Origin of the sequence: Enterovirga sp. GCM10030262 (genome assembly GCF_042666435.1) — a bacterium.
Classification (GTDB): domain Bacteria; phylum Pseudomonadota; class Alphaproteobacteria; order Sphingomonadales; family Sphingomonadaceae; genus Allosphingosinicella.
In genome coordinates, this window is record NZ_JBHTDC010000002.1 from 218,022 (window position 1) to 244,515 (window position 26,494).

A 26,494-nucleotide genomic window follows, 5' to 3' on the forward strand; every position below is an offset into this window, starting at 1 on the left:
TGTAGTCCACCTGATTACAGATGTAATCGTTACGCTGAACGGCCGATGAATACCAGCCCTCGGCGTATTATTTAATTAACACAGCGGAGACTGAACGTCGGATTAAGCAGCAGGTGTCGGCCCGGCTTACATCCATGCAGGAGGTTAATTCCGCTTCACCATCGTGAGACGCGATTTTCCGCCGTTCGGAGAAACTGGCACGGAGCGTGTATCCTTGTCGGCGTCCACAACGTTCCACCGAACAGGGGCGGACAGGCGCTTCTTTCCGGTCGCGCCGTCCGCCCCATTCCTCGTCAGCCTCCGCCCTTCAGCAGTCCGGCCGTGCGGGCATCCGCCGGCAGGAACGCCTCGATCGCCAACTCGGCAAGGGTGATGTCGATCGGCGTCCCGAACATCGTCGTCGTGCCCAGGAACGAGAGTTCGCCCGCGTCGCTCCGCAGCACCAGCGGCACGGCCACGCCCCCGAACGCGTCCGCCGAGCGGTCGATGCCGCCCGGATAAGTTCGCAGTTCGTCGAGCAACGCGGCCAGCGCCGAGTCGGCGCTCGCGTCGATCTGCTCCTCAAGCCGCCTGAACACATGAGCCCGCCATTGCGCGAGATTGACGATGCGCGGCGCGATACCCTCGGGATGGAGGCTGAGCCGCAGCACGTTGACCGGCGGATCGAGAAGATGCGGCGCGACCCCCGCGAGCAACGGCGCGATGCCCGCATTGGCGGCGACCAGCTGCCAGTGCCGGTCGACGGCGAGCGCGGGGAATGGCTCATAGGCCCTGAGCACCAGGCCGACGGCGTTCCGCGCCGCCGCCAGAGCCGGGTCGTCGAGCGAGCGTTCCGGCAAAGCCGGCGCGAACCCGGCTGCGGCCAGCAGCAAATTGCGGTCCCGCGCCGGAATCCTCAGCCGCTCGGCGAGCCGCAACAGCATCGCCCGGCTCGGCCGGGACCGACCGGTTTCGAGAAAGCTCAGATGCCGCGCGGAGATTTCCGCGTCGAGCGCGAGGTCGAGCTGGCTGAGGCGCCGGCGCCCGCGCCAGCCGCGGAGTTGCTCGCCGACGGGGGCGGTGGCGGTGTTCATGACGCGCAGCCTAGCCGCTTCTTCGCCGCGATCCCATTACCTTCGAGGTAATCGACAGCATGACCTCTTGGCCCCGATAAATCCGCCCATCGCCGCGCCGAAAGCGGCGGAAAACGACGAAAGGACCGATCATGACTTCGACTATCTTCCTGCGCCGCATCCTCGCCCTCGACGCGCTAAGCTGCGCCGGCATGGGCCTGGCGATGGGCTTGGCGGCGGCGCCTCTCGCTCCCTTGTTCGGCCTGCCCGAGGGGCTGGTTCGCGGCGCCGGCCTGCTGCTGCTGCCGCTCGCCGCGTTCATCGGCTGGCTGGCGTCGCGTCCGTCGCCGCCACGCTTGCTCGTCTGGGTGGTGATCGTCGGCAATCTCGGCTGGACGGCGGAGAGCTTCGCGCTGCTCGGGCAATATGGAGGATCGGTCACCGCCCTCGGCACCGCCTTCGTCGCCGCCCAGGCGCTCGCGGTGCTGGCGCTCGCAGCGCTGGAATTCATGGGTCTCCGCCGAATCCGGGCGGGAGCGTGAACTCTCCCCTCCCGCAAGCGGGAGGGGAATTTCACTCCGCCTTGGCCACCGCTTTGTCGGCCATGAGCTGCTGGAGCTCGCCGGCCTCGAACATCTCCATCATGATGTCGGAGCCGCCGACGAACTCGCCCTTCACATAGAGCTGGGGGACGGTCGGCCAGTCGGAATAGTCCTTGATGCCCTGGCGGATCTCCGGATCCTGGAGCACGTCGACCGTCTCGAAGGCGACGCCGAGATGGTCGAGGATCGCCACCGCGCGGGACGAGAAGCCGCATTGCGGGAACAAGGCGGTGCCCTTCATGAACAAAACGGTGTCGCTCTTGCCGACGATCTCGGCGATGCGGGCGTTGGTGTCGGTCATATCTTCATCCTCATTCGGGGATCGCGGTGACGAGCTGGAGCGCGTGGAGCGCGCCGCCCATCCGTCCGCCCAGCGCCTGGTAGACGCGCTGGTGCTGTTTCACTCTCGGCATCCCCCGGAAGCTCTCGGCCACCACCCGCGCCGAATAATGATCGCCGTCGCCGGCGAGGTCGGTGATCTCGACCCGGGCATCGGGAATGCCCTGCCGGATCAGCTCTTCTATCTCCTCGGCGGCCATCGGCATGGGTTCAACCCTGGGCCTCGATCATCTGCCGGCGCGCCTCGACTGTCTTGTGGGCCAGCGCCTCGCGGATCCGCGCTTCGTCGCACTCGACGCCGGCCGAGGTGAGATCGCCGAGAATCTTGCGGACCACGTCCTCGTCCCCCGCTTCCTCGAAATCCGAATGGATGACGTCCTTGGCATAGGATTCCGCTTCGACCTCGGTCAGCCCCATCAGCTTCGCCGCCCAATGGCCGAGCAGGCGGTTGCGGCGCGCGATCGTCCTGAACTGGAGCTCCTGATCGCGGGCATACATATTCTCGAATGCCTTTTCGCGGTCGTCGAACGTGGTCATGGCTTTCCTTTGCAAGGGGATGGTTCGACTGTCAGATAGGCGCGGCCGCGGTCCCGCGCAACGGCCGGCGCGCCGCTCAGTCCATCGTGACGACGAGTTTTCCGACCGCCTTGCGCGCCGCCATGTGGGCGATCGCCTCCCCGCCCTGCTCCAGCGGCCAGGTCCGGCTCACTCTCGGCGCGATCCGCCCCTCGTCCCACAGCCGGAACAAGGTCCGGATATGGGCCGCGTTCGCCTCGGGGCTCCGCGCGGCGAACGCGCCCCAGAACACGCCGCACACGTCGCAGCTCTTGAGCAGGGTCAGGTTGAGCGGCAGCTTCGGAATCCCGGCCGGGAATCCGACCACCAGATAGCGCCCTTCCCAGGCGATCGAGCGCAATGCCGGCTCCGCATAGTCGCCGCCGACCGGATCGTAGATCACGTCGGCGCCGTTCGGCCCGACAGCGTCCTTGAACGCCTGCGCGAGCGCCTTGGACTGATCCTTGTCGAACGGCCCGCGCGGATAGACCAGCACGTCATCCGCCCCCGCATTCCGCGCCGCCTCCGCTTTCTCCTCCGAGGAAACGGCGCCCACCACGCGCGCGCCATAGGCCTTGCCGAGTTCCACCGCCGCCAGCCCCACGCCGCCCGCCGCGCCGAGCACCAGCAGGGTCTGGCCCGCTTCGAGACACCCCCGGTCGAGCAAGGCATGGATGGAGGTGGCGTAGGTCAGGATCAGCGCCGAACCCTCCTCGAAACTCCGCTCCGGCGGCAGAGGAAGCGCCATCCTGGCGTCCACCACCACCTTTTCGGCGAGGCCGCCATGGCCGATCATGGCGATGACCCGGTCGCCCTCCGACCAGCCCTCGACATTCTCGCCGACCGCCTCGACGATGCCGGCAATCTCGCCGCCCGGGGCGAACGGACGCTCGGGCCGGAACTGATATTTGTCCTCGATGATGAGGACATCGGGATAGTTGATCGCGCAGGCCTTGACCCAGACGAGAAGCTGCCCCTTGGCCGGCACGGGATCGGGAAGTTCGGCCAGCTCTAGCGTCTCAGGTCCGCCGGGAGCGCGCGAGAGCAATGCGCGCATCACACCCTCCTCGTCATTGCGAGGAGCGCAGCGACGCGGCAATCCACCGGCCTGGATTGCTTCGCTACGCTCGAAATGACGGTCATTTGGCCGCCTCGGGGAAGGCCGGGAGCTTGCCGACATCGCCTGGCTCATGCTGGATGATGACCTTCGCCCCGAGATTCTTCGCGAGCTTCTCGAAACGGTCGTGCGAGGCCAAGGTATCGGCGCGATCGACGTTGAAGCTGGGAACGCCGCCCACCTCGCGATTTTCGGTGAAATGATATTGGTCGCCTGAAATGAGCACCGGGCCGCTGGCGAGCCGGACGAGCAGCGCCTGATGCCCCTCGGTATGACCGGGCATTTGAAGGATGGTCACTCGCCCATCGCCGAACACATCCTTGTCGCCGTCAAGCGGCTCGACCTTGCCGCCGCCGCTCAGCCAGTGGCGAAAGCGCGGCTCGGCCGGCTTCCACACCTTGATGACCTCCCAGTCGCCCTTGCCGGTGAGGAGGATCGCATCCGGGAAATCGGCGACCTGGCCCGTATGATCGTAATGATAATGGCTGATGCCGACATAGGTCACGTCCGCCGCGTCGAAGCCGATGCGCTGGAGCTGGCTGACGATCTTTTCCTTGAGGAACGTGCCTTGAGCGTCCTTCGGCTTGCGCGCGAGGGCGCCGTCGACGCCGGTGTCCCAGAGCAAAAGGCGGTCCCCGTGCTGGACGAGGTAGCAGCTCGCCACCAATGTCTTCTTCTCGCCCGAATAGAGGCCGGTGTCGGAGAAGACCCCCAGATCGCCGATGTCAAGCGTGCCGCAATCGAGCCGCCACAGCGAGAGCGGGGTATCGGCCACGCCGGATGGCGGATTCTGCATTCCCGTGAGGGCCAGAAAGGCCGCTGTCGCCAGAAAAATTTTTCTCATGTCCACCCTCCCGCTCCCCGGCGAAAGCCGGGGTCCAGTTCGTCCGCCGAGTCTGGATCCCGGCTTTCGCCGGGACACATCACGCCTCGTAGCGGGCCGTCGTCTTCGCCGCCACTTCGTCCGCGGTCACGTCCGGAGCCAGTTCGAACAGCTTGAAGGCGCTGTCATGGTCGGGCCGCTGGAAGACGCAGAGATCGGTGACGATCATGTCGACCACATTCTTGCCGGTCAGCGGAAGCGTGCATTCCGGGATGAACTTGGGGTCGCCATTCTTGGAGACATGCTCCATCACGACGATGATCTGCTTGACGCCGGCGACGAGGTCCATCGCGCCGCCCATGCCCTTGATCATCTTGCCCGGGATCATCCAGTTGGCGATGTCGCCATTCTCGGCCACTTCCATCGCGCCCAGAACGGCGAGGTCGATATGCCCGCCCCTGATCATCGCGAAGCTCTGCTCTGATCCGAAATAAGCGGTCTTGGGCAGCTCGCTCACCGTCTGCTTGCCGGCGTTGATGAGATCGGGATCGACCTCATCCTCATACGGAAATGGCCCGATGCCGAGCATCCCGTTCTCCGACTGGAGCGTCACCTCCATCCCTTCCGGGATGTTGTTCGCGACCAAGGTCGGAATGCCGATACCGAGATTGACATAATAGCCGTCGCGCAGCTCCTTCGCCGCGCGCGCGGCCATCTGGTTGCGGTCCCAAGGCATTACTGATCCTCCTTGTTCCCCGGCGAACGCCGGGGTCCAGTTTCTGAGTCGGTCTGGGCCCCGGCTTTCGCCGGGGAGCAACGGGTCACGCCGCCTCTCTTTCGCGGACGGTGCGGAATTCGATCTTTTTGTCGTAGGGCGCGCCGAGGATGAGGCGTTTCACATAGATGCCGGGCAGGTGGATGCAGTCGGGATCGAGGCTGCCGACGGGCACGATCTCCTCCACCTCGGCGACGCAGATTTTCCCAGCCGTCGCCATCGGCTGGTTGAAATTGCGCGCGGTCTTGCGGAAGACGAGGTTGCCGCTCTCGTCCGCCTTCCAGCCCTTGACGATGGCGAGGTCGGCGAAGATGCCGCGTTCCAGGATGTAATCCTGACCGTCGAAGCTCTTCACTTCCTTGCCCTCGGCGACCTGGGTGCCGACGCCGGTCTTCGTATAGAAGCCGGGAATGCCCGCGCCGCCCGCCCGGCAGCGCTCGGCGAGCGTCCCTTGCGGGCAGAATTCGACCTCAAGTTCGCGGGAAAGAAACTGCCGCTCGAACTCCTTGTTCTCGCCGACATAGGAAGAGATCATCTTCCTGATCTGGCGGGTGCGGAGCAGCTTGCCGAGGCCTTCATTGTCGATGCCGGCATTGTTGGACGCGACTGTCAGGCCCTTGACGCCGCTTTTCTGGATGGCGTCGATCAATCGCTCGGGAATGCCGCACAGGCCAAAGCCGCCAGCGCAAATCGTCATGTCGTCGCGAAGCAGGCCGTCGAGCGCCGCCTCGGCATCGGGGTAGATTTTCCGCATGGGCTCCGGCTCCCTTGTTAGGAAGCCGCGCATAACGGCCCGGGGCAGGTCGGGTCAAGCAAACCTGAATGAGGTTTCAAGTTTATCTCCCCTCCCGCTTGCGGGAGGGGCCGGGGGAGGGAATGTGGCTGGGACAGGCCCTCCCCTTGATCCCCTCCCGCGAGCGGGAGGGGAGAGAATCAGCTCTTCAGCTTCGCCAGCACGCCCTGGAGCTGCATCGCGTTCGACATGTCGCCCTCGACCTTCAATTTGCCCTGCATGAACGCGGTCATCGCGTCGATCTCGCCTTTGGTGAGCGCTTCCCAGTCCGCCCAGCTGATCTTGATCACGGTGTCGGCCGCGCCGTCTTCCTCGGTCACCGCGTTGGCGACGCCGTCGAGCATGATCGCGCCCTCGCCGCCGCCGAAGTCGAGCTTGATCCGCTTGCCCGGGACAAAGGCATTATGCTCGCCCATCTTGGCGACGAGGTCGGTCTTGGTCATGAAACGCTCCTGATTGGTTTGCCCCTCCCCTACTTTACGTGAACGTCAAGTCAAGGGCGCTCCCTGCGCTATCCCCGCTCACCCTGAGCCTGTCGAAGAGCTGTCCTCCTTCCGCGGCGTCGGAGAAGGACAGGGCCTCGACAAGCTCAGCCCGAACGGAATGGATTTCGCGAAAGAAGGTGGCTAACTCGCGGCCCATGACGAACATCCGCTCCGGGGGCCGAATCCTCATCGATAATCTGGTCGCGCAAGGGTGCGACCGCATCTTCTGCGTGCCCGGGGAGAGCTACCTCGCCGCATTGGACGCGCTTCACGACACGCCCGAAATCGAGCTTGTCGTCTGCCGGCAGGAAGGCGGCGTGACCTACATGGCCGAGGCCGACGGCAAGATGACCGGGCGGCCCGGCATCGCCTTCGTGACCCGCGGGCCGGGGGCGACCAACGCGTCCGTCGGCGTCCATGTCGCGATGCAGGATTCGACGCCGATGATCCTGTTCATCGGCGATGTGGCGCGCGGCGACCGCGACCGCGAAGGCTTCCAGGAGCTGGACTTCGCCGCCATGTTCGGGACGCTCGCCAAATGGGCGGCGCGGATCGACGACGCCGCGCGGATTCCGGAATATGTGGCGCGCGCTTATTCGGTGGCGATTTCGGGGCGGCCGGGTCCGGTCGTACTGGCCCTCCCCGAAGACATGCTGCGCGACGCGGTCGAGGCAGTCGACCGCCCGCGCGTCGAGCGGCCGGCGCAGGTCCCCTGCCCCCGCGAGATCGCGGGCATCGGCGAGAAGCTGCGCATCGCGGAGCGGCCGGTTGCGATCGTCGGCGGCGCCGGCTGGACCGCCGACAGCGGCGCCGCCTTCGCGCGCTTCGCCGAAAGCTGGGGCCTTCCCGTCGCGGCCGCGTTCCGCCGGCAGGACGCGGTCGCCAACGACTGCGCAGTCTATTCCGGCAATCTCGGGTACGGGCCCAACCCGAAGCTCGCCCAGCGCGTCAGGGACGCCGATCTGCTGCTGGTCGTCGGCGCCCGTCTGGGCGAGGCGACGACCGACGGCTACACGCTCGTCACCCCCGACCATCCGGGCCAGACGCTCATCCACATCCATCCCGATCCCAACGAGCTCGGCCGCGTCTACCGCACCGACCAGGCGATGTGCGTCGACATGTCGGTCGGCCTGGCCCTCGAAACGCTGGACTCGCCCTCCCCCCGCCCTTCGGCCGGCGAGGAGGCACACCGCGAATGGCTGGAGTGGAGCACCGCCCAGAAAAGGGACATCGCGCTCGACATTGGCCAGGTCGTCATGCACCTGCGCGACATGCTTCCCGCCGACAGCATCGTCTGCAACGGCGCCGGCAATTTCTCGGGCTGGTTCCACCGCTACTGGCATTATGCCGCCCTCCCCAGCCAGCTCGCTCCCACCAACGGGTCGATGGGCTACGGCCTCCCCGCCGGCGTCGCCGCCGCGCTTCGTTTCCCGGAGCGGCAGGTGATCGTCGCGGCCGGCGACGGCGATTTCCTGATGAACGGGCAGGAACTGGCCACCGCCGTCCGCCACGGCGCCGACATGCTGGTGCTGGTGATCGACAATGCGAGCTACGGCACGATCCGCATGCATCAGGAACGGGAATATCCCGAGCGCCTGTCGGGCACCGATCTCGTCAATCCCGATTTCGCGGCCCTCGCCCGCGCTTTTGGCGCCTGGGCGGAGACGGTGGAGCGGAGCGAGGAATTCGCGCCCGCGCTTGAGCGGGCGAAGGCGCAGCGCGGCGTCAAGCTCCTCCATCTCAAGACGGATGTAGAGAATATCACGGCGAACACCACGATCACCGCCTTACGCGACCGGGTCAAAGCCCTGTAGCATGGCCGGCCCATCGGCTTCAAAAAGGCATGAGATGCGATTTGTGAAATCCCTGTCCGTTCCGCTCGCCTTGCTGCTCTCGGCCGCGCCCCTCGCCGCCCAGACGAGCGAAGACGATCTGGCGGCCGAACTCGACCCGCTCGCGGCCCAGGAAAATGACGGAGACACGGAAGAGAAAATGACGGCCGCCGAGGAGCCCGCGGCCGAAGGCGAATCGCTCGCCGCGCTGGACGCTGGCGCGGAGGCGGGGAACGCCCTGGCGACGAAGCTCGCATCGCTGGCGGCCGAGGGCAATGGCGAGGCCGCCTACCATCTCGGCATCATGCATCTCGCCGGAATGAACGGCCTCGCCAAGGATCCGCAGCGCGCGTTCGAATTGTTCCAGGCATCGGCCGAGGCCGGCGATCCGCTCGGCGCCTACCGGCTCGGCGCCTTATACGATGGCCAGGGCGAAGGCGTTGTCGAGGACGATCCGGCGCTGGCGCTGAAGCACAAGCTGGTCGCCGCCGAGGCGGGCTATGCCCTCGCCCAGCACGACGTCGCGCGCTTCTTCTACGAGCAGGGCGATACCGACAAGGCGCTCGAATATCTGCTGGCGTCGGCCAAGCAGGGTTACCAACCGTCGCTGCAGGCGCTCGCCTCGCTTTACAGCGGCGAGGGCAAGGTCGCGAAGGATCCGGTCAAGGTCTATGCCTATGTCGCCTTGCTCCAGGCCAGCGACAAGGGCCTTCCCTCCAAGCGGCTGGAGGAATGGCGTGACAAGACGCAGGCCGAGCTCGGCCCCGAGCAGGTCGCCGAGGCGGTCGAGATCGTGACCAAGTGGAAGGAGACGCCGAGCGCGCTGACCCTCAAGGCGCTGGCCGGGGAAGCCTCGGCGATGCGGCTCGCGGGCCTCGATGACGCCGCCCTGATCGCCCCCGCCGATGGCACGAAGCCCGAGGGACGGTAACGCGGCGCTCGATCCGCCGGCGCTGCCGGTACTACAGGCCGAAGGGGTAGGTCTCGTCCTCGCCCGCCTCGACCGCGCCGGATAGCGGCGTCACCGCCTCGGTTTCGTCGAACCAGACCCAGGCATCGAACTGGCCGGGCAGGATCGCCCGCGAATAATGGCTCCAGCGCTCGGTTTCCGGGCGGTAGATGACGCCGATGAAGCGCTCCAGCCTGGGTTCTTCCAGGAGGCCGCGAAGATTCTCTTCGGCGCCGCGCAAGTCGAGGAGGAAAGACTCCAACTCCGCCTCGTGGGACAGCCTTTCGTAGCTGCCCGGAAGCGACGGCTTCACCTTCTTCACCTCCATCGGCCCGTCCCAGTCGGTCGCGGCGGCGACGGTGCCTTTATGGGTGCCGAAGCCGATCAGCGCCGCGTCCTTGCCGAACCGCTCCCGGCAGAGCTGGCCGATATTGAGCTCCTCCCGCACCTGCCCCATCTCGGTGTGCGAGGCGTCGCCGATATGGCTGTTGTGCGCCCAGACCACCGCCTTGGCGTCCGGCCCCTTCGCATCGAGTATCTGGCAGAGCGTCTCGAACATGTGGGTGTCGCGCAGGTTCCAGCTCTCGGCGGCGCCGTGATACATGATCCGATAATATTCCTCGGCATTCTTGACGAGCCGGGCATTGGCCGCGGCGTCCAGCCACTCGTCGCCATCCTCCGCCATATAATCCAGGCGCTTGCGGTGCATCTCGCGAAGCATTTCGACGACCGGCTGCTCGCACCGCGCATATCCTTCGGTGATCGCCATCCGGCCATAGCCCTGCGGATTGCGGGCATAGGGCATAAGGCAGCCATAACGTTCGCGCGCCGCCGCCGCCGCTTCGGGATCGACGCCGTCGAGATAGTCTATCACCGCCCGCATGGAACCGCCAAGATTGTAGAGATCGAGCCCGTAAAAGCCCGCCATCCGGTCGGGTGCGCATCCCTCATTGTGCCGCCGCAGCCAGCGGATGAAGGCATCGACGTCGGTGTTGCGCCACATCCAGGTCGGGAAGCGCTGGAACGCCGCCTCCTCGCCGTCACGGTGAGGACGATGGCGAACATAGCGGTCGATCGCGGCGGCGTCGGGCCAGTCGGCCTCGACCGCGACGATCGAGAAGCCGTGATGCTCAATGAGGCGCTGCGTGATCGCGGCGCGGGCGCGGTAGAATTCTGACGTGCCATGGCTCGCTTCGCCGAGCAGCAGCACCCGCGCGCCGGCATAGCGGTCGAACAAGGCGCCGAACGCCGGGTCGCCGATGGCCGGGAGCGGTTCGGCGGCGTCGCGGACCATCCGCGGCAGCGACGGCGGCGCGCCGCCCTTGCCGGCGGCCTCCCGCCAGCCATGCGCGCCGATCAGCGGCACGAAGCGGACGGCGCCCAGATCCTCCTGCTCATATTCCTCCTCGCTCACCCGAAACACCCTGACGAGGCTCTGGACGGAATGCGGCTCGCCGACCGGCATCACCAGCCGCCCGCCGATCGCCAGCTGCTCGACCAGGGCTTCGGGCACATGGCTCCCGCTCGCCGCCGCGATGATCGCGTCGAACGGCGCTTCCTCGGGCAGGCCTTCGGAGCCGTCGCCTTCCAATATGTCGACATTGGAATAGCCGAGCTTCGCCAGCCGCGCGCCGGCGAGCATTGCGAGCTCGTGGTGGCGCTCGATGGCGAGCACCTCGCCGGCCACCTGCCCCATCACGGCCGCCGCATAGCCGGAGCCGGCGCCGATCTCGAGCACCCGGTCGCCGGGCTTCACCCCGGCCGCGTCGATCATCAGGGCGACGATATAGGGCTGCGAGATGGTCTGGTCGGATTCGATCGGAAGCGGCGAATCGTCATAGGCGAATTCGGCGAGGTCGGGCGGCACGAACAGCTCGCGCGGAACCTTGCGCATCGCGTCGAGCAGAAAAATGTCGGATATGCCGCGCCCGGCGATCTGGCGCGCGACCATCTTCTCGCGCGCGGCGGCGAAGTCGGCCATGATCGGCTCCTCTTCGGCTGGGTTCCGATCCTACAACCTGCCGCGCCGGGTGCCGTTCCGAATTCCGCTCCTTCAGCCGCCGCCAACGAAGGTCACAATCTCGAAATCGTCGCCATCCTCGACCCGCACGTCGGTCAGCGTCGAGCGCGGCACGATCTCCATATTGCGTTCGACCGCGACCTTGGTCGGCTCCAGGCCGAGCTCCGCGGCGAGCTCGGCGATCGTCATGCCGGCCATCACCCGGCGGTGCCCGCCATTGACGCTGATCGATACCGTGCCGTCGTCGTGCATATGCTTGCCTTTGCCTAACCGAACCCATCGCCATATAGGATGCCGCCATGGCGAAACCACCGACAGTCTATGTCCTCAACGGCCCCAACCTCAACCTGCTGGGCGTACGCGAGCCGGAAATATACGGCACGGACACGCTCGACGACATCGCCGGCGCGCTGGAAGACCGGGGCCGAGAACTGGGCCTCGGCATCGACATGCGCCAGTCAAACCATGAGGGGCATCTTATCGACTGGCTGCACGAAGCGCAGGCCGAAGGCGCCCGGGCGGTGATCCTAAACGCCGGCGCCTTCACCCATACTTCGGTGGCGCTGCACGATGCGGTGAAGGCGATTTCGGTGCCGGTGATCGAGGTTCACCTCTCCAATCCGCAGGCGCGCGAATCCTTCCGTCGCCGCAGCTTCGTCGCGCCGGTCGCCCAAGGAACAATCGCCGGCTTCGGGGCGCTGGGCTACCAGCTTGCTCTGGACGCCGCCGCCCGTCTCTGACAGGACGCGCCGCAAACAGGGATAGAATATGATGACCGACAAGACCGAGGCCGAAGGGGCGATGCGGGTCGATACCGATCTGGTGCGCCGCCTCGCCGAGATGCTGAGCGAGAACGACCTGACCGAGATCGAGGTCGAGGATGGCGAGCGCAAGATCGTGGTCAAGCGCAAGATCAGCGCCGCCGCCGCGCCGATGATGATGCAGGCCGCTCCGCCGATGGCCGCGCCGGCTGCGGCAGCCGCCGCGCCCGCCGCCGACGCGGCGTCGCCGGCCGCGCATCCCGGCGTCATCAAATCGCCGATGGTCGGCACCGTCTTCCTTGCCGGCGAGCCCGGCGCCAAGCCGTTCGTCACCGCCGGCCAGAAGGTCAATGCCGGCGATACCCTGCTCATCGTCGAGGCGATGAAGGTGATGAATCCGATCGTCGCGCCCAAAGCGGGAACCGTCAGCCAAATGCTCGTCCAGGACGCGCAGCCGGTCGAGTTCGATCAGCCGCTCGTCATCGTCGAGTAAGCGGCGATGGCCATCAAGAAGGTCCTGATCGCCAATCGCGGCGAGATCGCTTTGCGCATCCACCGCGCCTGCCACGAAATGGGCATCAAGACGGTCGCGGTCCATTCCACCGCCGACGCCGACGCGATGCATGTCCGCCTCGCCGACGAGGCCGTCTGCATCGGCCCGCCGCCGGCCGGCGAGAGCTACCTCAACGTCCCCAACATCATCTCGGCGGCCGAGATCAGTCACGCCGACGCGATCCACCCGGGCTACGGCTTCCTCAGCGAGAACGCCCGCTTCGCCGAGATCGTCGAGCTCCACAACATCATCTGGATCGGCCCCAAGCCCGAGCATATCCGCGTGATGGGCGACAAGGTCGAGGCCAAGCGCACCGCCGCTCGGCTCGGCCTGCCGCTGGTTCCGGGCTCCGACGGCCCGGTCGACGGGGTCGAGGAGGCCCGCGCGGTCGCGGCCGAGACCGGCTACCCCGTCCTCATCAAGGCCGCGTCGGGCGGCGGCGGGCGCGGCATGAAGGTGGTGCGATCGGAGGACGAGCTCGAAACGCAGATCAGCCAGGCACGCTCCGAAGCCAAGAACGCCTTCGGCGACGACACCGTCTACATGGAGAAATATCTCGGCGACCCGCGCCACATCGAGTTCCAGATTTTCGGCGATGGCGAGGGCAACGCCATTCACCTGGGCGAGCGCGACTGCTCGCTCCAGCGGCGTCATCAAAAGGTGCTGGAGGAAGCCCCCTCCCCCGTTATCACGCCCGAAGAGCGCGACCGTATGGGCGGCATCGTCGCCAAGGCCATGGCCGACATGGGCTATCGCGGCGCCGGCACGATCGAGTTCCTCTACGAAAATGGCGAATTCTACTTCATCGAGATGAACACCCGTCTCCAGGTCGAGCATCCGGTGACCGAGATGATCACCGGCATGGACCTGGTCCGCGAGCAGATCCGCATCGCCGAGGGCAATCCGCTCTCCTGCACCCAGGATCAGGTGCGCTTTTCCGGCCATGCGATCGAATGCCGCATCAACGCCGAGGATCCGCGCACCTTCGCGCCTTCGCCCGGCACCGTCACCGGCTTTCACGCGCCGGGCGGCATGCACGTCCGCGTCGATAGCGGCCTGTATGTCGGCTACAAGGTGCCGCCTTATTACGATTCCATGATCGCCAAGCTGATCGTCTACGGCAAGACCCGCGAAGGCTGCATCATGCGCCTCCGCCGCGCGCTCGAAGAGTTCGTCATCGAGGGCATGAAGACGACCATCCCCCTCCACCAGAAATTGATCGACGATCCCGAATTCCAATCGGGCGACTATACAATCAAATGGTTGGAGGACTGGCTGAGCCGCGACAGCGGGTAGGGACGTCCGGGGGACGACCCTAAAGCCATTCTTCCAACCATCTGGAGGAATGGTTGGCCCGCGACGGCGAATAGGGCGGTTCACAGGACCGGTCCCGTCTAACCGTCGGATACGCAGCCGACTGGCCGGAGACGCAATAGGCCCCCGGCCAGCGCCGGCTTGCTTCAGCCCGTATAAGCGACGAAATCGAGCTCGGTGAGGACCGTGCCCGCCGCCACCCTGGCGAACAGCACGGCCGCCCCGGCGCCGGAGCCGTCGGCATCGTAGAAGATTCTGCCCATCGCCTCGTCATAGACGATCCGGTCGTCGGCATCCTCGGCCCTCTTTCCCAGGTTGAAGGCATCGGCGCTGAGGACCCCGTCCGTGACGATGGCGGCGAAGATGTCTCTGTCCAACTGGATGCTGTCGTTGCCTGTGAAGCTCACGATCCTGTCGACATTGCCCGCGCCGAGCGCCGCGTCGAAGAAGAATTTGTCGGAGCCGCCGCCGCCGCTCAGGCTATCGTTGCCGGCGCCGCCGAACAGCTCGTCATTGCCGCCGCCGCCCGTCAGCCGGTCGTTCGCGCCTCCGCCGTTCAGCACGTTGGCGCCAGCATTGCCGGTGAGGCTATTAGCGAGATCGTTTCCGGTCCCGCTCAACGCCGGGCCGGTCAGGATTAAATTCTCCACATGGGCCCCGAGCGTGAAGCTCGCCGTGCTGCGAACGACGTCCCGGCCGGCTCCGGCGGTCTCCACGACCACATCGCCGACATTGTCGACATAATAAGTGTCGTTACCGGCGGCGCCCACCATCTGGTCGGCGCCACCAAGGCCGTTGAGGACATTCGCGCCCGCATTGCCGCTCAGGACGTTGTCGAGACCGTTGCCGGTGCCGCGAAGCGCTCCGTCGGCCAGGGTCAGATTCTCGACATTGTTGCCGATCCTGAAATTCACCGAGCTCGTGACCGTGTCGATGCCCACGTCGGCAGCCTCGATAACCCGGTCGAGGGCATGATCGACCTCGTAGCTGTCATTCCCCTCGCCGCCGTACATCCGGTCGGCGCCGGTCCCGCCGATCAGACTGTCATTCCCCGTTCCGCCCTCCAGCCTGTCCGCGCCCGCGCCGCCGTCGAGCGCGTCGTGGCCGGCAAAGAGCGAGATGACGTCGGCGCCGGCGCCGGTGCTGATGATTTCATTGTAGGCGCGGGTCTCCGAGCCGTAGATGGTGAAATGCTCGACGCTGGCGAACGTGACCTGCTCGGATCCCGTCCGTGAAACCACGGCTCCCCGGAGGCCGCCATCCTCGTCGGCTTCCATGGTCATCCTGAGGGCGCCATAAGCATTGCCATTGGCGCGATAATCGACAACCAGCCGGTCGCTTCCCCGGCCTCCGTCAAAATCGTCGACGCCGCCGAAGAAGGTAGCAATATCGGAGCGCGCGCCGGTCGAGACCGTGTCGGCGTAGCTGCCGCTGCCGCTAACGATCCTGTCCGCGCCCGAACCGGTCTCGAGATCAAGGAAATATTCCAGATTGGTAAAGTCGCCGGCTACCGACAGCGCGCCAGTGGAGAGATTCCACGAGATGGCCTCGGCCCGGTCGGAGAAGTCCTTGGCAATGCCGTCCACGCCGACACCGCCATCGACGCTGTCGACGCCGCGACCGACATCGATCCTGTCGTTGCTGATAAAGCTGGCGACGATATCGTCGCCGTCGCCGGTCACGATATTGTCGGCGAGGTTGGACCCGTTGCCGCCGCTGGTCCGGGTCATGATAGTGAAATGCTCGACTCCCGCGAATATCGCGTTGGCGGCGCTGGGATCGCCGTTGAAGGTCCCCGAGAAGCTGCCGCCGGCATCGCGGTTCAGGACCATGTTGGTGTTGCCGGTGAAGCTCGCATTCCTGTAATCCAGAATGAGCCGGTCGTCGCCGAGGCCGAGGTCGACGGTGTCGGTGCCGTTCATCAAGGTCAGCAGGTCGTCGCCGCCGCGCGTGTGGATGACCTCGTCGCCACGCCCGCTCGAATCGTTCGCCAGCGACGTGACGATCACGTCGTTGCCGTTGGTGGCGCGCAGGTCGATGAACCAATCCAGGTTGGTGTAGCTGCCGGGGCCTGAATAGGTGTTGGCGGCAAGATCGATCTGAATGCCCGCGGCGGCTTCGCCAAAGTCCTTGGCGAGGCCGTCGGTGCCGACGCCGCCGTCGACGCTGTCCACTCCGCGCCCGACATCGATCCGGTCGTTGCTGATATAGGTCGCGACAATATCGTTGCCGTCGCCGGTCACGATATTGTCGATGAGATTGGTGCCGTTGCCGCCGCTGATGTTGGTCAGGATGGTGAAGTGCTCGGCGCCGGTGAACGTCACGCGCGGCGCATCGCTATGGGTCCCGGCGTAGGACCCGGAATAGCTCCCGTCCGAGCTCCTTTCCAGAGTCATGCTGGCATCGCCGGTGAAGCTCGAAGTCTCGTAATCGATAATGAGACGATCGTCCCCGCCGCCGAGGTGAACGGTATCCGCGCCGTTCATCACAGTGACCGTGTCCCGGCCGCCGCGCGTGCGTATCAGGTCGTCGCCGAGGCCGGAGCTGTTATTGGCCTCCGTCGTCACCACGGTATCGCCGGCGTTACCGGTACGCAGGTCGATGAACCATTCGAGGTTGGTATAGGCGCCATGCCCCGAATAGGTGTTCGCCAGCAGGTCGATCGCGATTGCCGCCGATCCGGTGCCGAACTCCTTGGAAAGGCCATCGATTCCGGCGCCTCCGTCGACCCGATCGACGCCCCGGCCGACATTGATGATGTCGTTGCTGATGAACGTCGAGATCACGTCGTTGCCGTCACCGGTGACGATATTGTCGACGAGGTTGGTGCCGTTGCCGCCGGAGACGGTGGTGGAGATGGTGAAATGCTCGACTCCGGAGAAGGTCGCGCCCGCCGCGTCGGCGAAGACGCCCGTCAGGGTCCCGGAATAGCCGCCGCCCGCGTCGGGCGTGAGCGTCATCGTCGTGTCGCCGCTGAACGGGGCTCCGGTCCAGTCGAGGATCAGGCGATCGTTGCCGGCGCCCATATGCGCGGTGTCTTTTCCGCTGAAGAACGTGACCTCGTCATTGCCCCCGCCGGTCGAAACCAGATCGTCGCGATTGATGCCGCCGCCGTCGCGCACGTTCATCGTGACAATCGTATCGGCGCCCGAGCCCGTGATCAGGTTCGTGAAGAATTCGACATTGGTGAAAGCGCCAGGACCGGCAAAGCTGTTCGCCGACAGATCCCAGACGATCGCCGTCTCACGATCCGAAAAGTCCTTGGCGATGCCGTCAATCCCCTTGCCGCCGTCGACATCGTCATCGCCCTTGCCGGAATCGATGAAATCCACGCCGGCAAAGGTCTTGATAACATCGTTGCCGAACCCGGTGCGGATAATGTCCTCGCTGCCGTGGTCGTAAACATTGCCGTCGGTCCAGGTATAGGTGTTGGCCGTCAGGATGGTGACGTTCTCGATATTCGTGATCGTCACGACTTCGGCGGGATTGCTGCTGGTGTTGAAATTCCGGTAGGTGGCGCTGAAGGTGCCGTCGACATTCTCCGTGAACTCGGTCACCACCTGCGGACCCGTTGCGTATCCGGAGCCGAAATCGGCCACCAGCCTGTCATTGCCGTCGGCCCCGTCGAACGTCACGACATGCTGCGGCCCGAAGGTGTCGAAATGAAAAATTTCGTCCATGTCCTGATCTCCCCTGGCGCTCGCGCGCAGCCCGTGGTCGGAGACGTCAGCCGCCTCTCAACAGAGTAAGCGGCGCCGCGAGCGATTCCGGATCAGCAACCGGCGAATTTTTTGAAGAAATCGGTTTCGACAGCCCTTCCGAGGTCCCGCCGGCGATCCGCGCCTTGGGAGAGGCGGGAGGGAGAGCCACCGGCGCGCCGGTCAGATCTCCTCGCCCAAGCCAGCGCGGGGCGGGCCGTTCTCGCAGCTTTTGGCGAGATAATTCCTGAGGTCAGCGAGGCTGGTCTTGTGGAATTCGGACAGGTTGCCGCTCTTGTCGAGACGCCCATAGATCGCCGCGGCCTCGCGCCAGGCGCCGCAGGCCTGGGCATAGTCGCCGCCATTGTAGAAATTGCCGCCGCGGGTGGTGATCGCGTCCGCCATGCTGCGCACCGCGCCCGGCGCGTCCTCGGCCAGCTCCACCAGCCGGCGGTGGGCGTCGATCACCTGATCGCTGACGGCGTAGCTTTCCCGGAAGCGGCCGAGATCGCCAAGCACCTGCGCCTGGACCTCGGAGGTGATCGCGAAGAGTTGCAGGCCACCGGCGTCGTTCCGGTCGCGGTCGCGGAGCTGGCGCGCAAAATCCACCGCCTCCTCGATCGACTGCCTGGCGAGTTCGTCGCGCTCGTCGGTGCGGTGGACGACGGCGCGGTACCACAAGGCGATGGCCAGCTTTCGGACCAGCGCCGGATCATCGGGGTCGGCGCGCACCAATTGCCGGTTCAGCGCGACGGCCTGATCGAGCACGCGCCTGGCGTCGTCATGCTGGTCGAGATTGTGATGCGCCTCGCCGAGGAGCCGGAGGATGGCCGATCGCACCATCAATATCGGCTGCTGCGCCTGCATCGCCGGCGGGAGGCTGGCGATGAACGCCTCGCCGCGAAGGTGCGCCGCCCGGGCCTTGGTATAATCCTCGTCCCAGCCGTAGGTGTCGGCCTCGCCCTGGACCGCGGTCGCGTAGATGCGCGCCGTCTCGACGTTGCTCTCGGCGATGCCCGCGAGCATTTGCTGAGCCGCGATCGCCTGTTTCCGGGCGAGCGCTATCTCGTTATTATTGTAGAGATTGGCCGCCGCCTGCTCGAGAAGCAGCAAGGCCGTCGCCTGACGGACGCGCGGATCGTCCGGATAGCGTTGGCGCGGACCGCTGAGGATCGACTCGGCACGGGCGAGCAGGGCGTCGGCATTTTTATACTGGCCGAGCTGGCTCGCCTCGCCCCCGCCGAGCACCTTGGCGAGCCGGATGAAGCCGGTTGCGGCCTCGAGCCGGACATCGAGTGGAGCGTCCCCGTCGGCCGCCAGCGCTTCCAGATAGGCGAGGCCGGTCTTGGCCAGCGTCTCGCGCGCCGCGGTCGAGCCGGGAACCCGACTGACCTGATCGAACGCATCGAACAGCATCGCCTTGGCGATCGACCGGGTTTCCTGAAACCGACCCTCCGCCTCCGCCCGGGCCTCCAGCGCCCGCGCATTCGACACCAATGCCGCCGTGAGCGCTCCGACCAGCATGAGCAGGGCCAGGCTCGCGGCGGCGACGCCGAGGCGGTGCCGGCCGATGAACTTGCGCGCGCCATAAAGCTTTCCGGCGTTGAAGGCGGCGACGGGGAAGCCGCGGTGCCAGGCGTTGACGTCGGCGCCCAGCGCTTCGGCGGTCGGATAGCGCGCGGCGGGATCCCGCGCCGTCGCCCGTTCGACGATTGCCCGGAATTCCCGGTCTCCCGGACTGGCCGGGATCAGCCTTTCGAGCAGCTTGCCGAGCGAATAGGTGTCCGCCGCCGTCGTCACGTTGGTGCTGGTCATCCGCTCCGGCGCGGCGAAACCGGGCGTGAGGCTGAGGCCGCCGACCGAAGCCGATCCCCCATCGTCGCCCCTTCCGTCCTCGCCGTCGGCGATCTTGGCGATTCCGAAATCGATGAGCTTGGCGACCCCGTCGCGGGTGACGAGCACGTTGGAGGGTGTGAGGTCGCGATGGACGATGAGGTTGCGGTGCGCGAATGCGACCGCGCCGCATATGTCCTCGAACAGGCGCCTGCGCTCGTCGCGGGAGGGCTGGCGTTCGTCGACCCATTGGAGGAGGGGCAGCCCGTCGACATATTCCATGATGATGTAAGGCGATCCCGCCTCGATCTCGCCCCCGTCATAGAGGCTGGCGATGTTGGGATGGGTCAGTCCGGCCAGCAGCTGCCGCTCGCGCTGGAACCGGTCGACCAGCGCCTCCGAGAGAAGACCCGGCTTGATGATCTTGATCGCGACCGCGTGGGCGAAATCTCCGGTCTCCCGCTCGCCGCGATAGATGGAGCCCATGCCGCCGCGGCCGATACGCTCGACGATGCGATAGGCGCCGATCCGTTCCGGCGCTTCCTCCTCGTCGAGCGAATCCACCGCCGCCCCCGTCCGCATCGCCGCCAGACGGTCGGCGTCGCGCAGGGCCTGGATGCGGCTCAGCAATTCGGGCCGTTCGGCCGCGACCCGCGCCAGCCAGGCGTCACGCTCCGGCTCTGGGATTTCGAGCAACTGCTCGAACAGCCCGATCGCCTCGCGCTCGAGGGTCGAGTCAGGCATCGTCGATCGGATTTTCGAGCGCGTCGGTCAGCCAGGCGCGCGCCGTCTGCCAGCGCCGCTTGATCGTTGGTTCGGACAGTCCCGTGACGATGCCGATGTCGGCCACCGTCATGCCCCCGAAATAGCGCATCTCCACCAATTCCATCAGCTGTTCGTCGATCGCCCCCAAACGGATAAGCGCGGATTCGAGGCAATTCAGATCAAGCCGCTGTCCGCCCTCGACTGCCGTGCAGAGCTCGACCTTGACGTGCCCGCGTTTGGCGGAGCTTTTCAGCCGGGCATGATCGACCAGGATATGCCGCATCATGCGCGAAGCGAGCGCGATCAGGTGCGCGCGATCGGCCAGGTTGTTCTGGTCCATCGCCATGATCTTGAGGACGGCATCGTTGATGAGATCGCCGGTCGAGAGGGAGGAGTCGCGCTCGCCGCGCAGCCGCGCCGCCGCGATCATGACGAGCTCCGGATGGAGCCGGGCGATCAGCCGGTCGCGGGCGCTGCTCTCGCCATTTTGCCAGCGGGCCAGCAGTATGTTCGTTTCCGGCTCGCTCCCCATGCGGCCTCCCCGATCGACAGCCTAGGGCCGCTCTCCCGCTACCGCAAGATGGACCCCGTTTCCCCTCGACGCGCGGGGCCTGGACGATCCTGGACCGGTCACGCCCCGGAGCCGTAGATGTCCGTCATCCACCCGTGGGTGACCATCACGCGGTCGCCGAGCTCGGCCTCCGAGAACAAAATCTCGGCGAAAGGTTCGGGAATGCCGACGCAGCCATGCGTCGCATATTCCTCGTCGACCTCGCTGCCGTGGATGGCGACGCCATCCCAGGTCAGCCGCAGCATGTACGGCATCGGCGCGCCGTCATAGATGTTGGACACATGATCCGCATTCTTCTGCAGGATGGGAAAAGTGCCGGTAGGCGTCGGCTTCTCGTCGGCGCCGTAGATGAGCGACGATCGCCCGATCTCGACGCCCGCGCGATAGACGTACAGCCGCTGCACCGCGAGATCGACGACGATCGTGGTCGGCCCCTCGGGCGCGCCCTCCCCGTTCCAGGCATAATCCCCCGCCTCGATCGGCTGATCCAGCGAGAGCACGGTGTTGACCGGGAAACCCTTGTCCGGCGCGCCATAGGTGATGACAGGCGCGGGGGGCGCGGCCGCCGCAACCGGCGCGGCGGCGGGCTTCAACAGAGCCACGGCCGGATCGGCCGCGGGGGAAGGCTCGGTCGCGAACATCGAGGGGATGACCGGCGAAGCCGGCGAGCACGCCGCCGCCAGGGCGATGAACAGGAACATCCAGCAGCGTTCGGATACGCGGCGGCGGGTCAGCTTCCTTGCCATCGAAATCTCCTCCTTTCTGGCGGATTATCGCGGAAGCGCGGGCTCTGGCTACAGGGCTGTCCGGGCTGTGCCCGTTCGGGACGGTCGCCGTCCCATTGCTGAACGCGACTGGCGGTTCAGACAGCTGCCAGCGCCGCCGGCTTCGATTGCTATTGCGAAAGAGTTGCAATAAGAGGCGCGAAACGGGAGGTTCTTCATGCAGTTTCGCTTCGTCACCCTCATGCTGCTCGGCGCGGCGACTTCGGCTCTCGCGCAACCGGCCGCCGACGAGGCGAGCGAGGATATCGTCGTCACCGCCGGACGCGCGGTCACGGCGACCAAGACCGAGACCCCCATCATCGAGACGCCGCAGGCGATCAGCGTCGTGCCGGCCGAGCTGTTCCTCGATCGCGGCGCCCGCAATGTGCAGGAGACATTGCGCTATTCCGCTGGGGTCACCGCCGAGGCGTTCGGCCTCGACACCCGATCCGACACCATCTCGGTCCGCGGCCTCGATCCCGTCCAGTATCAGGACGGGATGCGCAAGAACTACAATTTCAGCCCCATTCCCCGCATCGACGTCCACACGCTGGATCGCGTCGAGGTTCTGCGTGGCCCGTCCTCGGTCCTCTACGGCCAGGGCGCGAGCGGCGGCATCGTCAATATCGTCAGCAAGCGTCCTCTGTTCGAGACCGAGGGTGAGGTCGCGGTCGAATATGGCAGCTTCGACCGCAAACAGGCGCGAATCGACGTCACCGGTCCGCTCGACGAGGCCGGCATCCTCGCCGGACGTCTCGTCGCCGTCGTGCGGGATGCGAACCAGCAGACGGACCGGATCGGCGACGACCGGATCGGCGTCTCGCCGTCGCTCACCTGGAACATCGGCGATCACACGACGCTGACCGCCATCGGCCTCTACCAGCGCGACCGGAGCGCTTCGAGCCAGCAATTCCTGCCCGTCGTCGCGACCCTCGCCGCCCCGCCCGGCCGCCGCGTCGACATCGACACGTTCCTGGGTGACGAGGATTATGACCGTCTGAACGCACGCCAGTTTACGGGCACCTTGCTCGCCGAGCACAGGTTCAGCGACGCCGTGACCTCGCGCAGCCGGCTCCGCTTCGTCGATGCGAAGACGACGTTCCAGGAGATTTTCCCGGATGTCTATTCCAACCCGCTCGACCCGTTCATCGACGACGAGGACCGGGTGGTCAATCGCGACGCCTACCAGATCAAGCCGCGCATCCGCGTTTTCACGAACGACAACAATCTGGAGCTGGACTTCGCCACCGGGCCGTTCACGCACAAGCTGCTGGTCGGCGTCGATTACAGCGACTTCCGCCAGCGCTCCCGCTCGGGCTTCGGTCGGGTGACCCCGATCGACATTTACGATCCCGTCTCGGCCGGCGTCGTCTCGCCCGATTATTTCGACGATCCCCGGCAGCGCAACACGCAGCTCGGCATCTATGTGCAGGACCAGATACGCTATGCGGATCGGGTGACCCTGGTGGTCGGCGCCCGCCGCGACAGGGCGCGATCCAAGACGGAAGGCAGTGCCGGGCAGGTCGACCAGGCGACGACCTTCCGCGCGGGCCTGATCGGCGAGATCGGCTGGGGCGTCGCGCCTTATGTCAGCTATTCGGAATCCTTCCTCCCCGTCGCGGGCCTGGATTTCAACAACGTCGCTTTCGTGCCCGTCCGTGGTCGCCAATATGAGGCCGGGGTGAAATGGCAGCCGGCCCGCGGCGCCCTGCTCACCGCGAGCGTCTATGACATCGTCGAAAGCAATCGCCCGACCAACGATCCCGAGAACGTGCTGAACACCGTCCAGACCGGCGAGATCCGGTCGCGCGGCTTCGAGCTGGAGGGCGCCTGGGCGGTCGCCGACGATTTCCTGGTCACCGCCGCCTACAGCCACACCGACGCGGAAGTAACGAAAAGCAATTTCGCGCCGGAGGTCGGCCAGCGGCTCAGCGACGTGCCGCGCGACCTCGCCTCCTTGTGGGGAATGAAAAGCTTCGCGATCGGCGGCGACAGCGAATTGCGGCTGGGCGGCGGCGTCCGCCATGTCGGCGCGACCGTCTCCACCGGCGTCGCCGGAGCGCTGCGTACGCCGAGCTACACGCTCGTCGATGCGCTCGCCGAGTTCGACTGGCGGCAATGGACGGTATCGCTGAGCGCCACCAACCTGTTCGACGAGACCTATTACGCGCCCTGCCGCGCCTTCGGCGACTGCTTCACCGGCAACAAGCGCAGCGTGATCGGCACATTGGCCTACCGGTTCTGATGATGAACAGGGGAAAAGTGCGCGGCTGGTATTGGGTTCACAAATGGACCAGCCTCGTCTGCACCCTGTTCCTGCTGATCCTGTGCGTCACCGGGCTGCCGCTCATCTTCGGCGACGAAATCTATCACCTCTCGACCGGAGGAGTCGAAGAGGTTCCGCCGCCTCCGCCGGGCGGGACGCCTGTCGATCTCGACACCTTCATCGCCCGCGCGACCGCGCTCTATCCGGGCGACGTCCCGCTCTTCCTCGGCTGGGATGCGGACCATCCCACCGTCTACGTCAATACCGGCGCCCGCCCGGACACGCCGCCGGCCGAGATGCACACCGCCGTCTTCCACGCCTTCACCGGCGAACGGATCCCGGTTCCGCAGTTCAACGAAGGGCTGATGTACACCCTCTTCGTCATTCATACCGAGATGTTCGCCGGCCTCCCCGGCAAGCTGTTCCTCGGCGCGATGGGCATCCTCTTCGCCGTCGCGATCGTCTCGGGTGTGGTCCTCTACGCCCCCTTCATGCGCAAGCTCGATTTCGGCACCGTCCGGACGGCGCGGAGCCGCCGACTGAAATGGCTCGATCTCCACAATCTGCTCGGCATCGTCACCGCGATGTGGGCCGGCGTGGTGGCGCTGACCGGCGTCCTCAACACGCTGGAGCGGCCGCTCTACGACAGCTGGCAGGCGGGCCAGCTCGCCCGTATGACCGCGCCCTACGAGGGGCTGCCGCCGCCCGAGCGGCTCGGCTCGATCGATGCCGCCGTCAGCGCCGCGCGGGCCGCCGTGCCGGACATGCGCCCGAGCTTCGTAAGCTATCCCGGCACCGGCTATAGCGGCCTTCACCATTATGGCGTGTTCATGCAGGGCGACAGTCCGCTGTCGAAACGCACGTACCAGCCGGTGCTGGTCGACGCCGCCACGTCCCAATTCACCGCCACCGCGCAATGGCCGGCCTTCATGCAGGCCCTCTATCTGTCGCAGCCGCTCCATTTCGGCGATTATGGCGGGCTGCCGCTCAAGATCATCTGGGCTTTGCTCACCCTGGTCACCATTGTCCTCCTGTCGAGCGGACTCTATCTCTGGCTCGGCCGTCACCGGCGCCCGATCGACGCGCTGGTCGCCGAGATCGAGAGCGGCGGCCGAATTGAAGCCGATCCGGTCAGGGAGGCGGCATGATACGCCGCGCGAGCCGGCGAGCCCGCCGCATCTTCGCCATCCCGGCCGCGATCGCCGCCGTGACGCTCATAGGCCTGATTGCCGGACTTCTCGGCGACGGCGCCGCCGACCTCCTCTCCTGGCTCGCTCTAGGATCGTGCCTGGCGGTGATCGCCTGGGCGCTGTCGGCGCGTCGGGATTGAGCCACCGGCTTGGAGCGGATAAGCAGCGGAGCGGAGGAAGGGAAAGACGATGAAGGCGACCATCTATCACAATCCTGCCTGCGGCACCTCGCGCAAGACGCTGGAGATATTGCGCGAATCGGGCGCCGACGTGACGGTGATCGAATATCTGAAAGCGACCCCGGCCAAGGCGGAGTTGAAGCGGCTCTACGAGCGCGCCGGCATCGCGCCGCGGCAGGGGCTGCGGGCGAAGGAGCAGCTCGCGTCGGACCTCGACCTTGTCGAGGGCGCGGTCAGCGACGAGGCGATACTCGACGCGATGGTGGAAAATCCGATCCTGATAAACAGGCCGCTGGTCGAGACGGACAAGGGCGTCCGCCTCTGCCGTCCACAGGAGGTGGTGCGGGAAATCCTCTGATTCCTCACCCTCCCGCCGGCGGAGGGGACGCATGTCCCGAAAGTGTCACTGAACCGCATTAGTCCCGCCACGAACGGGAGAGCGGCTTGCGCGGCGGGCGGCGGCCTCCCTATCAGGGCGGATGCAGCGCAGGATGAGATCGATCGCCGTCTACAGCCTCAAGGGCGGGGTCGGCAAAACCAGCATCGCGGTCAACCTCGCCTGGGCGGCGGCGGCCTTGTCGTCGCGCAAGACCCTGCTCTGGGACCTGGACGGGCAGGCCGCCTCCTCCTTCCTGCTCGGCGCTGAGGCGGCCGGCTCAGAGGAAGCGCAGGCGGTATTCTCGCGCGATGTCGCGCCCTCGAAGCTGGTCCGGCCGACCGCGACGCCGCGCCTCGACCTTCTTCCCGCCGACGCCTCGCTGCGCGGGCTCGACCGATTCTTCTTCACCCTCGCCCGGAAGAAGAGGCTTGAGAAGCTGCTGGGCCGGCTCGCCCGGGATTACGACCGGATCGTGCTCGATTGCCCGCCGGGCCTCGCCGAGACCAGTGAGCAGGTGCTGCGCGCCGCCCACATCGTCATCGTGCCGGTCATACCCTCGCCTTTGTCGCGGCGGGCGCTGGACGAGGTGGTCGATTATCTCGACCGCCATTCCATCCGCCGCGGCGCGATCCTGCCCGTCTACAACATGGCCGACCGGCGCCGCTCGATGCACCTCGCCGCGCTGGAGGCGAATCCGTCCTGGCCGGTCATTCCCATGGCGAGCGCGGTCGAGGCCATGGCGGCCCGGCGCGAACCGCTAGGCGCGTTCGCGCCGCGCTCGCCCGCCAGCCTCGCGCTCAACGGCCTGTGGACCGCGATCGAGCGGCGGCTGGCGCGGATGCCCAAAGACGGTTGACCGGCACCGCGCGCCCATCCAAG

General features: G+C 66.3%; 26 protein-coding genes and 1 pseudogene. 11 read left to right on the forward strand and 16 right to left on the reverse strand.

Annotated features, from left to right (window positions below; all coding sequences use genetic code 11):
• Positions 1-293 precede the first annotated feature (293 nt).
• On the reverse strand, positions 294-1,073 hold the full coding sequence (locus ACFQRC_RS10200) for a helix-turn-helix domain-containing protein (RefSeq protein WP_379960827.1): 780 nt from the start codon (positions 1,071-1,073) through the stop codon (positions 294-296).
• A 131-nt stretch (positions 1,074-1,204) separates the two neighbouring features.
• Between ACFQRC_RS10200 and ACFQRC_RS10205 the strand changes: the two genes are divergently transcribed.
• The gene (locus ACFQRC_RS10205) at positions 1,205-1,594 is read left to right on the forward strand and encodes a hypothetical protein (RefSeq protein WP_379960829.1); all 390 of its coding nucleotides are present in this window, start codon (positions 1,205-1,207) and stop codon (positions 1,592-1,594) included.
• Between the two features lie 31 nt (positions 1,595-1,625).
• On the opposite strand, the gene grxD is transcribed toward ACFQRC_RS10205, so the two are convergent.
• From grxD to ACFQRC_RS10245, 8 genes are all read right to left on the reverse strand, one after another.
• Entirely contained in the window at positions 1,626-1,955 is a 330-nt protein-coding gene (gene grxD / locus ACFQRC_RS10210; RefSeq protein ID WP_379960831.1) for a Grx4 family monothiol glutaredoxin, read from the reverse strand.
• 10 nt (positions 1,956-1,965) lie between these two features.
• A complete protein-coding gene (locus ACFQRC_RS10215; RefSeq protein WP_379960833.1) occupies positions 1,966-2,199 on the reverse strand; it encodes a BolA family protein in 234 nt (77 codons plus the stop codon).
• Between the two features lie 4 nt (positions 2,200-2,203).
• Complete coding sequence (locus ACFQRC_RS10220) at positions 2,204-2,530, reverse strand: DUF1476 domain-containing protein (RefSeq protein ID WP_379960835.1); 327 nt, start codon at positions 2,528-2,530, stop codon at positions 2,204-2,206.
• A 76-nt stretch (positions 2,531-2,606) separates the two neighbouring features.
• Positions 2,607-3,605 carry an NADPH:quinone oxidoreductase family protein gene (locus tag ACFQRC_RS10225; RefSeq protein WP_379960837.1) on the reverse strand — a complete coding sequence of 333 codons (999 nt, stop codon included), beginning with the start codon at positions 3,603-3,605 and terminating at the stop codon, positions 2,607-2,609.
• Positions 3,606-3,687: 82 nt separating this feature from the next.
• Positions 3,688-4,509, reverse strand: coding sequence for an N-acyl homoserine lactonase family protein (locus tag ACFQRC_RS10230; RefSeq protein WP_379960839.1), 822 nt, complete (start codon positions 4,507-4,509; stop codon positions 3,688-3,690).
• 79 nt (positions 4,510-4,588) lie between these two features.
• Complete coding sequence (locus ACFQRC_RS10235) at positions 4,589-5,224, reverse strand: CoA transferase subunit B (protein ID WP_379960841.1); 636 nt, start codon at positions 5,222-5,224, stop codon at positions 4,589-4,591.
• An 85-nt stretch (positions 5,225-5,309) separates the two neighbouring features.
• Positions 5,310-6,017 carry a CoA transferase subunit A gene (locus tag ACFQRC_RS10240; protein ID WP_379960843.1) on the reverse strand — a complete coding sequence of 236 codons (708 nt, stop codon included), beginning with the start codon at positions 6,015-6,017 and terminating at the stop codon, positions 5,310-5,312.
• 179 nt (positions 6,018-6,196) lie between these two features.
• A complete protein-coding gene (locus ACFQRC_RS10245; RefSeq protein WP_379960845.1) occupies positions 6,197-6,499 on the reverse strand; it encodes an SCP2 sterol-binding domain-containing protein in 303 nt (100 codons plus the stop codon).
• Between the two features lie 197 nt (positions 6,500-6,696).
• Between ACFQRC_RS10245 and ACFQRC_RS10250 the strand changes: the two genes are divergently transcribed.
• Both ACFQRC_RS10250 and ACFQRC_RS10255 read left to right on the forward strand, forming a co-directional pair.
• Complete coding sequence (locus tag ACFQRC_RS10250; protein ID WP_379960847.1) at positions 6,697-8,355, forward strand: thiamine pyrophosphate-binding protein; 1,659 nt, start codon at positions 6,697-6,699, stop codon at positions 8,353-8,355.
• 43 nt (positions 8,356-8,398) lie between these two features.
• Positions 8,399-9,304: a tetratricopeptide repeat protein gene (locus ACFQRC_RS10255; protein ID WP_379960849.1), complete on the forward strand. Its 906-nt coding sequence runs from the start codon at positions 8,399-8,401 to the stop codon at positions 9,302-9,304.
• A gap of 31 nt (positions 9,305-9,335) precedes the next feature.
• Here ACFQRC_RS10255 and ACFQRC_RS10260 read toward each other — a convergent pair whose 3' ends face one another.
• Together ACFQRC_RS10260 and thiS are read right to left on the reverse strand one after the other, a co-directional pair.
• Positions 9,336-11,303, reverse strand: coding sequence for a protein-L-isoaspartate(D-aspartate) O-methyltransferase (locus tag ACFQRC_RS10260; protein ID WP_379960851.1), 1,968 nt, complete (start codon positions 11,301-11,303; stop codon positions 9,336-9,338).
• A 72-nt stretch (positions 11,304-11,375) separates the two neighbouring features.
• Positions 11,376-11,594: a sulfur carrier protein ThiS gene (gene thiS / locus ACFQRC_RS10265; RefSeq protein ID WP_379960853.1), complete on the reverse strand. Its 219-nt coding sequence runs from the start codon at positions 11,592-11,594 to the stop codon at positions 11,376-11,378.
• Positions 11,595-11,641: 47 nt separating this feature from the next.
• On the opposite strand from thiS, the gene aroQ reads away from it, so the two are divergent.
• From aroQ to accC, 3 genes are read left to right on the forward strand one after another with little or no spacing between them, the layout of a single operon-like run.
• Complete coding sequence (aroQ, locus tag ACFQRC_RS10270) at positions 11,642-12,082, forward strand: type II 3-dehydroquinate dehydratase (RefSeq protein WP_379960855.1); 441 nt, start codon at positions 11,642-11,644, stop codon at positions 12,080-12,082.
• A gap of 31 nt (positions 12,083-12,113) precedes the next feature.
• Entirely contained in the window at positions 12,114-12,596 is a 483-nt protein-coding gene (gene accB, locus ACFQRC_RS10275) for an acetyl-CoA carboxylase biotin carboxyl carrier protein (RefSeq protein ID WP_379960857.1), read from the forward strand.
• A gap of 6 nt (positions 12,597-12,602) precedes the next feature.
• On the forward strand, positions 12,603-13,952 hold the full coding sequence (gene accC, locus ACFQRC_RS10280; RefSeq protein WP_379960859.1) for an acetyl-CoA carboxylase biotin carboxylase subunit: 1,350 nt from the start codon (positions 12,603-12,605) through the stop codon (positions 13,950-13,952).
• A 164-nt stretch (positions 13,953-14,116) separates the two neighbouring features.
• Here the strand turns inward: accC and ACFQRC_RS10285 are convergent, their stop codons facing one another.
• The 5 genes and pseudogenes from ACFQRC_RS10285 to ACFQRC_RS10305 all read right to left on the reverse strand — a co-directional run bounded on the left by ACFQRC_RS10285 (position 14,117) and on the right by ACFQRC_RS10305 (position 21,583).
• Positions 14,117-16,540 carry a beta strand repeat-containing protein gene (locus tag ACFQRC_RS10285; RefSeq protein ID WP_379962418.1) on the reverse strand — a complete coding sequence of 808 codons (2,424 nt, stop codon included), beginning with the start codon at positions 16,538-16,540 and terminating at the stop codon, positions 14,117-14,119.
• A gap of 171 nt (positions 16,541-16,711) precedes the next feature.
• Positions 16,712-17,650 (reverse strand): annotated as a pseudogene (locus tag ACFQRC_RS10290) (hypothetical protein); the annotation flags it as partial.
• 201 nt (positions 17,651-17,851) lie between these two features.
• Positions 17,852-20,245 carry a protein kinase gene (locus ACFQRC_RS10295; RefSeq protein ID WP_379960861.1) on the reverse strand — a complete coding sequence of 798 codons (2,394 nt, stop codon included), beginning with the start codon at positions 20,243-20,245 and terminating at the stop codon, positions 17,852-17,854.
• Positions 20,238-20,798, reverse strand: coding sequence for an ECF-type sigma factor (locus tag ACFQRC_RS10300; RefSeq protein WP_379960863.1), 561 nt, complete (start codon positions 20,796-20,798; stop codon positions 20,238-20,240). Before ACFQRC_RS10300 ends, ACFQRC_RS10295 begins: the two co-directional genes overlap by 8 nt.
• A 98-nt stretch (positions 20,799-20,896) precedes the next feature.
• Complete coding sequence (locus ACFQRC_RS10305) at positions 20,897-21,583, reverse strand: L,D-transpeptidase family protein (RefSeq protein ID WP_379960865.1); 687 nt, start codon at positions 21,581-21,583, stop codon at positions 20,897-20,899.
• Positions 21,584-21,779: 196 nt separating this feature from the next.
• On the opposite strand from ACFQRC_RS10305, the gene ACFQRC_RS10310 reads away from it, so the two are divergent.
• The 5 genes from ACFQRC_RS10310 (at position 21,780) to ACFQRC_RS10330 (ending at position 26,471) form a co-directional block, all read left to right on the forward strand.
• On the forward strand, positions 21,780-23,846 hold the full coding sequence (locus ACFQRC_RS10310) for a TonB-dependent siderophore receptor (protein WP_379960867.1): 2,067 nt from the start codon (positions 21,780-21,782) through the stop codon (positions 23,844-23,846).
• Between the two features lie 2 nt (positions 23,847-23,848).
• Positions 23,849-25,015 carry a PepSY-associated TM helix domain-containing protein gene (locus tag ACFQRC_RS10315; RefSeq protein ID WP_379960869.1) on the forward strand — a complete coding sequence of 389 codons (1,167 nt, stop codon included), beginning with the start codon at positions 23,849-23,851 and terminating at the stop codon, positions 25,013-25,015.
• Positions 25,012-25,197 carry a hypothetical protein gene (locus ACFQRC_RS10320; RefSeq protein WP_379960871.1) on the forward strand — a complete coding sequence of 62 codons (186 nt, stop codon included), beginning with the start codon at positions 25,012-25,014 and terminating at the stop codon, positions 25,195-25,197. Before ACFQRC_RS10315 ends, ACFQRC_RS10320 begins: the two co-directional genes overlap by 4 nt.
• A gap of 49 nt (positions 25,198-25,246) precedes the next feature.
• The gene (gene arsC, locus ACFQRC_RS10325) at positions 25,247-25,594 is read left to right on the forward strand and encodes an arsenate reductase (glutaredoxin) (protein ID WP_379960873.1); all 348 of its coding nucleotides are present in this window, start codon (positions 25,247-25,249) and stop codon (positions 25,592-25,594) included.
• 133 nt (positions 25,595-25,727) lie between these two features.
• Positions 25,728-26,471: a ParA family protein gene (locus tag ACFQRC_RS10330; RefSeq protein WP_379960875.1), complete on the forward strand. Its 744-nt coding sequence runs from the start codon at positions 25,728-25,730 to the stop codon at positions 26,469-26,471.
• Positions 26,472-26,494 lie beyond the last annotated feature (23 nt).